Raw genomic sequence first — 7,261 nt, forward strand, 5'->3', positions numbered from 1 at the left:
CTGGCCAACATGACCTCAGACGACAGCCCATTGGCGTCGGCACGCGAGGCAGAACGCACGGCACAGGACCGGCTCGAGGAAGTGGAGGCCCTGCTGGCCATGGGGGAAGGTACGCCAGAGGAGGCGAAGGCCGCCCAGGCAGAGGCCAAGAAGGCCGCACAGGCGCTCGACAAGCAGCAGGCAGAGCACCGCCGGCAGGAAGCCGCCCGTCGAGGTCTGACTCGCAAGCTGGAAGGGGCAGAGGCCCAACTTGAGACGCTGGGACGCGCCTACCGCCAGGCACTAGGCCGGCTGCGTCATGCCGAGCTTGCCGCCCTGGAGTCGGAGCTGGTGGCAGACTTCGAGCGCATCGCTGCCGAGCGCCTCAAGGCCCTGGCTGGGATCCATGCCGACCTTGAGGAAGCCGAGCCGGGCAGCGACTACGGACGCGCTGCCATGGATATCAAGCTGCCGCACCTGCACCACCACGCCGAGGCCGATTCGATCAACCGTCACGGTCTGACCATCACCACTGGCGGCCGCGAGGAGTAACCCATGCCGAGCCCATACAGCAGCGAGGCCTATCGGGCCGCCTACCGCGCCCAGGCAGTGCAGCGCATCGAGCGCAAGGAAGCCGAGGACAAACGCCAGGAAGAGGCCGGTCAGGACCGACAGCGGCAGGTAGCGGCCAGGCTCGACCCTGCGACGATCTACGCCAGGCAGAACAGGCCCGCCGCCGATATTCAGGAAGCTGCTGAGCACCTGGACGAGAATACGCGCCGCGCCTATGAAACGGACCCGGAACAGGCCGCTGTGACGACCTTCGAGAAGTTACAGGAGGGGCGGACGTATGCCGGCATCTATGCTCGTCACAGCCGGCAGGGGGTCCGCTCATGATTGCCCGCAACCCCAACCCGGCAACTTTCGAGAATCCAAACCACCTACGCTATGCGCAACCGCTGAACCTGGCGGACCCGAGCCGCCGTTTCGGTCGCGACTGGCACCGCCTCGAACTCCTCGACAGCAACAAGCGGCGATTCGCCACGCTCTACGGTGAGCATGCCGGCGAACTCCGCGAGCGGGCTGCAAGGTGGCCGGCCGCCATCGGCATCGACCTGATAGAACGCTTCACGCCCAACGCTGGGCGCCACTGATCGGTGAAGCACCACGGGTTCTGTCTTCATCGCCCGTGCCTTGGGGCCTTCGGGGCCTCTTTTTTTGGCCTGTCACATGAATCATTGGCGCGCCGATAGCACATAGCTGACTGCCTGGTGCTAGGTTGAAGGCATCACCTGCCTGGAGTTCTAGAACTATGGACTGGAGCTACTTTCGCAAGGAGCCCGATGCCTTTTCTCTGAAACGCCTGCCTGCCGTCACCAAACCGGTGCGAATTAAAGATGTGACCGACCTTGATGACTATCGGTCCGATTTCCGAGGGTTGTCGTTTGCGGACGGAATTGACTTGTATCCGCGCCTTATCGACTACTGCGAAATTGAGACTGACACTTTCGATGAAGCGGCTGATCGTGCTCCAGCGTCATTCCTGGCAGAAATGGCCCCTTTCAAGGGGCATATGGAGGAAGCAGCGTGGATGATAGAGGGCTCGGAGCCTATCGAGCTTGGCCTGTCAGCGCCGGCTATCAAGAAAGCAGAAGCGTCAGGACTTATCACAGGCGATGTTGATAACGGCTATCAAGCGGGTCCAGAAATGGCGAGTGCGTTCATAAAACTGATTCAGCGAATGATGGAGGGGGTGCATGAGGCAATCCGCGACATGCCGGAGCCGTACCAGGAAACCGTATGGCATGAGCTAGTGATGTGGGATGGCCTGCCACGGCAGCTCGCTCGTCAAGCGGTCGGGAAATATGGTGGCCCTATTGGGCAGCGTGTCTCGGAAAAGGCTCAAGCAGAGGCGGATGGCTATGTGCCAGGCAGCCAGTATGGTGATCCTTCATCACTAGGGAGTGCCTTCATTGAAACCGGCTCACCTGGCGCTACGAGACAGCCAACAGCCGGCAAGCCTACCATCCCGTTGTACAGGCGGCCGGGAGCATGGGGTCTTGTTGCCATTCTGATTTGGTGGTTTTTCCTGAGATAGTCAAATCTGAATCTCCGGCACCTTACCCCTGGCGATCCGCTATCGCACTCGCTGGCGAGTCCAGCTTAAGGTATGCCGGCACAGGCCGACACCTTTGCGCCACCGTTGACAGGTGTAGGGTGGATCCAGTGGCGGGGGGGGGGCTCTAAGATGCATCCACTTTTGTTACAGCCACAAAAAACCACCACATCTCTACCATTTCAGGCTTGATGGGTGGTTCGTTGGGTAGCTTAGCGAAATGCTGCTAAGTTACTGAAAAATAAGGGTGAGTGGCGGAGGGACAGGGATTCGAACCCTGGGTAGGTTTGACCCTACGCCGGTTTTCAAGACCGGTGCATTCAACCGCTCTGCCATCCCTCCGGCTCACGGGGGCGAATATTACCAGCTATCCTCATGAGGTCAAGGGGTTCCATCGCATCGGCATCAGGAGGTAGTCATGGCGATGCCGCGGAAAAGGTCCCTCATCCTGCCCGTCGTGGCAGTATCCGCAGCGTTGCTGCATGAGGGCCGGGTATTGATGATCCGTCGCAGGCGTGCACCCAACGCCGGCATGCTGGCCCTGCCCGGAGGTCGCGTCGAACCCGGCGAGCCGCTCCTGGCCGCTGCGGTTCGTGAGTTACAGGAGGAGACGGCCATCGAGGCCGAGCCTCTCCATGTCATGACCGCGGTTGAGGACAGGCAGTACGACGATGACGGCAGGCTGCTGAGCCATTACGTTATCGTGGTGGTGCGATGCCGCTGGCTTGCCGGAACGGCAGTGGCCGGTGACGATGCCAGTGAAATCCGCTGGTTGGCTGAATCTGCGGTCAACGACGACGCGACGATCTGCACCAGCGCCCGTCATATTGCCAACCAGCTGCTCGTCGGCGAGAATTCTGCGATGATGATACGTTGAGGCTTTCAGAACTAAGGGGTTGCGTTGGGAACCAACCGGCGGCATTCTTTGTCCACTGCCGAGATCACTCAGATCAATTACAGGGAGCTCTGGATCAATGGCCTATAACGAAACACATGTGGCTCAGCATACGTCACAGGTAGTCAGCACCAACAAGGTGCTGCGCAATACCTACGGCCTGCTGGCCATGACCCTGCTGTTCTCCGCTGTGACCGCTGGCGTCGCCATGACCATGGGCGTCGAGCGGATGAACATTCTGGTTTTCTTCATCGGTGCCTATGGCTTGATGTTCCTGGTGCACAAGACGGCGAACTCCGCCGCCGGCCTCTTGGCCACCTTCGCCTTCACGGGCTTCATGGGCTTCACACTGGGCCCGATCCTCAGCGCCTACCTGGCATTGCCCAACGGCGCCGCGTTGATCATGAATGCACTGGCCATGACCGGCCTGACATTCATCGGTCTCTCGGCCGTCGCGTTGATCACCAAGAAAGATTTCAGCTTCCTTGCCAATTTCCTGATGGCGGGTGCGATTGTGCTGATCCTGGCCATGGTGGCAGGCCTGATCTTCCAGATCCCGACCCTGATGCTGATGGTGTCGGCCGGTTTCGTGCTGTTCGCCTCTGCGGCGATCCTCTACCAGACCAGCGAGATCGTGCATCGTGCCGGGGAAACCAACTATATTCTCGCCACCATCACGCTCTACGTCTCGATCTATAACCTCTTCGTCAGCCTGCTCATGCTGCTCGGTATCATGAGCAACGACTGACGACAGGCAATACGTGTCATCCGCAGGCCCCGCTCAGGCGGGGCCTGCTCGTTTGATTGGGCAGGAAGCTTCATGCGCTACGCATTACTCGTTCAGGGCGCCCCCTACAGCAGCCAGGCCACCCATTCTGCACTGCGCTTTGCCGCGGCCCTGTTGGCTCGTGGGCACCGCCTGGAGTGCGTCTTCTTCTATCATGATGGTGTCTATAACGCCGCACGGCTGGCGGCGCCGCCCCAGGATGAGCCGCACCTGGTGGATGCCTGGGTGAGGCTGAACGAGGAGCACGGCACCCAGCTACAGGTCTGCATCGCCGCTGCCTGCGCAGGGGGTTGCTGGATGAGCGCGAAGCCTCCCGCCACGCAAGTCGGGCCATAGCGTCGAGCCTCCGTTCGAGCTGACCGGGCTGGGCCAGCTTGTCGACCTGGGCCTGGACGTCGATCGCCTGGTGACCTTTGCGCCCTGAGGAGGACTCGATGCAAACAGCGACCGTTCCGGCCGGAGACGTGCTTGTCATACTGCGCCACCCACCCCACGGCAGCAGCTGGCTGCGTGAAGGTCTTGATGCCGCACTGGTGGCGGCGGCCTTCGGCCAGGCCGTGAGCCTGCTGTTCCAGGGCGATGGGGTTCTGGCTCTGCTCCAGGGCCAGGGGCCTGGCCCCCTGGGACAGAAGGGCACCTCGGCCACACTGGATATGCTGGCGATGTACGATATCGAGTCGCTGTTCCTGGACGCGGCGTCACTCACCCGTCTGGGTATCTCCATCGATTCGCTGCAACTGCCGGCGAGCCCCCTCGAGCCGCCATCGATAGCGGCGCTGATTGGCGGGCACCGGTTGGTACTGACATTCTGACGCCATCAGTGACACGACGATATCCGCGAGGTCGAACATGATCCTGCATATTCTCAATCGCTCCCCCAGCTCGAGCCTGGTCTACCGGGAGGCCCTTGCCGGCATGGGGCCGGAAGATCGCTTGCTGCTGGTCGAGGATGGCGTGCAGGGCGCACTGCCGTCTCAGGTACGCCATTTCGAGGTGATCGGTGGCCGGCTGTTTGCCCTGCGTGAGGACCTGGTGTCCCACGGACTGGAGGGCCACTGCGATGCCAGCGTTCAGGTAGTGGACGTCGACGGCTTCGTGGCACTAACCGAAGAAGCCGACAAGACAGTGAGCTGGTTCTGATGGCCTCTACGGAAATCGATCGCTTCCTGTGGGTCGAGACGCATCGGGTAGCCCTCGATCCTGAGGCTACCTGGTCGATCTGGATGACTGGACGCCGGCCGTGGCCAGGGCCATGGCAGCCGAGGAGGGGCTTGAGCTGACCGACGAGCACTGGGAGGTCATCACGGTGCTGCGCGACTTCTATGCCCGCTACGAGGCATCTCCGGCCATGCGTCCCCTGGTCAAGGCCGTGAGGCAGTCGCTGGGAAGCGAGAAGGGCCGCTCGCTGCACCTCTTGCGTCTCTTTCCGGAAAGCCCTGCCAAGGTGGCGGCGCGGCTGGCAGGCCTGCCGAAGCCGGCAAACTGTCTCTGATGCAGGGCCACTCTCGATGAAGGGGGCTGCATGAATTTTCTGGCCCACGCCTGGCTCGCCCGTGGCGGCAGCGACGAGTTTCTCTACGGCAACCTTGTCGCCGACGGCGTCAAGGGCAGCGACCTCTCGGCCTGGCCAGACGAGGTCGCCAGCGGCATCCGGCACCATCGCCGGGTGGATGCCTTCGTCGATCGTCACCCTGTGATTCATTCGGCACGAAGCAGGGCACCGCAGACGCTCCGTCGTTATACCGGTATCGCCCTTGATCTAGTATGGGATCACTTCGTGGCGCGTCAGCTGGGACTCGATGTCGTCGAATCCCGGTTGGTACTGCGCTGCTACCGCCTGCTGGAGCAGCGTCCCGCCCCCGCCCGCCTGGCTCTGATGATGCCGGTGCTGGTGGAGCAGGACTGGCTGCATCGCTACGCCGACTTCGATTTCACCTGTCGCGCGGTGCGAGGTATCGGCCAGCGACTCTCGGGCCCCAACCGCCTGGCCGAACTGGTGCCCTGGCTGGAGGCGGATTATGCAGCCCTGGAGAGAGACTTTCAGTGCCTCTGGCCCGCCGTGAACGGCGAGCTAGAGGTGGCCGATATCGGCGACGCCTCGTCGCTCAATCGACCCTGAGCCACAGGCAATCAACGATGTCGCCGGGTGCGATGCGTGATTGCTCGGGTATCACGGCCAGTGCATCGGCGCCGACGCAGGAAGAGAGCACGCCGGAGTTCTGGTCGCGAAACGCCTTCGCTACGACTCCTTGCTCACCGAACTCGAGTGCCACGCGCATATAGTGGCGACGAGGGCCGGTGTTGGTCGCGAAATCGGCCCGGGCTGAAAGTGTCGGCAGCTTGGCAAGGGCCGGGCAGCCGAGCAGGGCCCCCATCAGGGGCCGGAGGAACAGCCAGGCGCCGACGAAGCACGACACGGGGTTGCCGGGCAGGCCGATGAAGCGCACTGTCCGGCCGCCTTCCCCGGGCAACCGACCCAGGGCGAGTGGTTTGCCGGGACGAATGGCCAGGCGCCAGAGATCGAGCCGGCCGATGGATTCCAGGGCGGCACGGACGTGGTCCTCCTCTCCCACGCTGACGCCGCCGGTGGAGATCACCACATCAACCTCCCGGGCAGCCCGGCTCAGGGTGTCACGAGTGCCTTCCGGGTTGTCGGGAACGGAGGCCACGAGAACCACCTCGCCACCGAAGCGTTCCAGCAGTTCCTTGAGCATGGGGCGGTTGGAGTTGTAGATCTGTCCCGGGGCCAGGGGCTGCCCCGGTTCGACGATCTCGTCACCGGTGGAGAGCAGGGCGACACGGGGACGACGACGCACCACCACCTCGGTGATGCCCTGTCCGGCAAGATGGCCCAATGCGGCGGCATCGAGGCGTACGCCGGCATCGAGCAGCGACGCATCCGCCCGAACGTCGCGCCCCCGGCGCCGTATGTTGTCACCGGCTGGAATATCCGCGGGGATAGCCGCCAGGTTGTCCTTTTCCTCGACGCGCTCCTGCATTACCACGCAGTCGGCCCCTGGCGGCAGCTCACCGCCGGTGAAGATCCGTGCGCAGCTTTTCGGCGATAGCGGCTGGACGATAGTCCCCGCGGTGATGCGCTGCGTGATCGGCAGTGACCGCCCCGCATCGTCATGATGCAGGGCATAGCCGTCCATGGCGCTGCTGTCGAAGGGCGGCACGTCGAGTCGGGCCGGCACCGCATCGGATAGCACCCTCCCGGCGGCATGGCTGCAGCTCACCAGCTCCGTCGGTAGTGGGGCGACATCATCGAGCAGCGTGGTGAGTGCGGCCTCTACCGGTTGCAGCTCAGCCATGCTGACCCCGGCCGGGTATGACCAGGTTGGCCTGAACGTGTAGAGAGTTGCAGGGCTTGTGACGGCTGTCGGTGGTCTCAAACATGCTGGCCTCGCTCGGGTATGACCAGGTTGGCCTGAACGTGTAGAGAGTTGCAGGGCTTGTGACGGCTGTCGGTGGTCTCAAACAT

At 62.8% G+C, this 7,261-nt stretch carries 10 protein-coding genes, 1 tRNA gene and 2 pseudogenes; 11 read left to right on the forward strand and 2 right to left on the reverse strand.

The window, feature by feature from the left end; all coding sequences use genetic code 11:
* From Q427_RS32575 to Q427_RS18300, 4 genes are all read left to right on the forward strand, one after another.
* Positions 1–531 (forward strand): hypothetical protein (locus Q427_RS32575; RefSeq protein WP_197030731.1); only part of this gene is annotated, 531 nt, incomplete at its 5' end.
* Positions 532–534: 3 nt separating this feature from the next.
* The gene (locus Q427_RS18290; RefSeq protein WP_043516546.1) at positions 535–876 is read left to right on the forward strand and encodes a hypothetical protein; all 342 of its coding nucleotides are present in this window, start codon (positions 535–537) and stop codon (positions 874–876) included.
* Positions 873–1,133 carry a hypothetical protein gene (locus Q427_RS18295; RefSeq protein ID WP_043516547.1) on the forward strand — a complete coding sequence of 87 codons (261 nt, stop codon included), beginning with the start codon at positions 873–875 and terminating at the stop codon, positions 1,131–1,133. The genes Q427_RS18290 and Q427_RS18295 overlap by 4 nt, the downstream gene beginning before the upstream one ends.
* 158 nt (positions 1,134–1,291) lie before the next feature.
* Positions 1,292–2,077 carry a hypothetical protein gene (locus tag Q427_RS18300; protein WP_043516548.1) on the forward strand — a complete coding sequence of 262 codons (786 nt, stop codon included), beginning with the start codon at positions 1,292–1,294 and terminating at the stop codon, positions 2,075–2,077.
* A gap of 270 nt (positions 2,078–2,347) precedes the next feature.
* On the opposite strand, the gene Q427_RS18305 is transcribed toward Q427_RS18300, so the two are convergent.
* A tRNA-Ser gene (locus tag Q427_RS18305) sits at positions 2,348–2,437 on the reverse strand.
* 76 nt (positions 2,438–2,513) lie between these two features.
* On the opposite strand from Q427_RS18305, the gene Q427_RS18310 reads away from it, so the two are divergent.
* The 7 genes and pseudogenes from Q427_RS18310 (at position 2,514) to Q427_RS18340 (ending at position 5,896) form a co-directional block, all read left to right on the forward strand.
* Positions 2,514–2,972: an NUDIX hydrolase gene (locus tag Q427_RS18310; protein ID WP_043516549.1), complete on the forward strand. Its 459-nt coding sequence runs from the start codon at positions 2,514–2,516 to the stop codon at positions 2,970–2,972.
* Between the two features lie 97 nt (positions 2,973–3,069).
* Positions 3,070–3,738 carry a Bax inhibitor-1/YccA family protein gene (locus Q427_RS18315; RefSeq protein ID WP_043516550.1) on the forward strand — a complete coding sequence of 223 codons (669 nt, stop codon included), beginning with the start codon at positions 3,070–3,072 and terminating at the stop codon, positions 3,736–3,738.
* A gap of 72 nt (positions 3,739–3,810) precedes the next feature.
* Positions 3,811–4,201 (forward strand): annotated as a pseudogene (gene tusD, locus Q427_RS18320) (sulfurtransferase complex subunit TusD).
* Positions 4,202–4,211: 10 nt separating this feature from the next.
* Positions 4,212–4,589, forward strand: a complete 378-nt coding sequence (tusC, locus tag Q427_RS18325; protein ID WP_043516551.1) for a sulfurtransferase complex subunit TusC — start codon at positions 4,212–4,214, stop codon at positions 4,587–4,589.
* Between the two features lie 37 nt (positions 4,590–4,626).
* Positions 4,627–4,917 carry a sulfurtransferase complex subunit TusB gene (gene tusB, locus Q427_RS18330; protein ID WP_043516552.1) on the forward strand — a complete coding sequence of 97 codons (291 nt, stop codon included), beginning with the start codon at positions 4,627–4,629 and terminating at the stop codon, positions 4,915–4,917.
* Positions 4,917–5,269 (forward strand): annotated as a pseudogene (locus Q427_RS18335) (TusE/DsrC/DsvC family sulfur relay protein). The gene tusB and the pseudogene Q427_RS18335 overlap by 1 nt, the downstream one beginning before the upstream one ends.
* 30 nt (positions 5,270–5,299) lie before the next feature.
* On the forward strand, positions 5,300–5,896 hold the full coding sequence (locus tag Q427_RS18340; RefSeq protein ID WP_043516553.1) for an acyl carrier protein phosphodiesterase: 597 nt from the start codon (positions 5,300–5,302) through the stop codon (positions 5,894–5,896).
* Here Q427_RS18340 and Q427_RS18345 read toward each other — a convergent pair.
* A complete protein-coding gene (locus tag Q427_RS18345; RefSeq protein ID WP_043516554.1) occupies positions 5,883–7,091 on the reverse strand; it encodes a molybdopterin molybdotransferase MoeA in 1,209 nt (402 codons plus the stop codon). The genes Q427_RS18340 and Q427_RS18345 overlap by 14 nt on opposite strands.
* Positions 7,092–7,261 lie beyond the last annotated feature (170 nt).

Source organism: Halomonas sp. BC04, assembly GCF_000568385.1.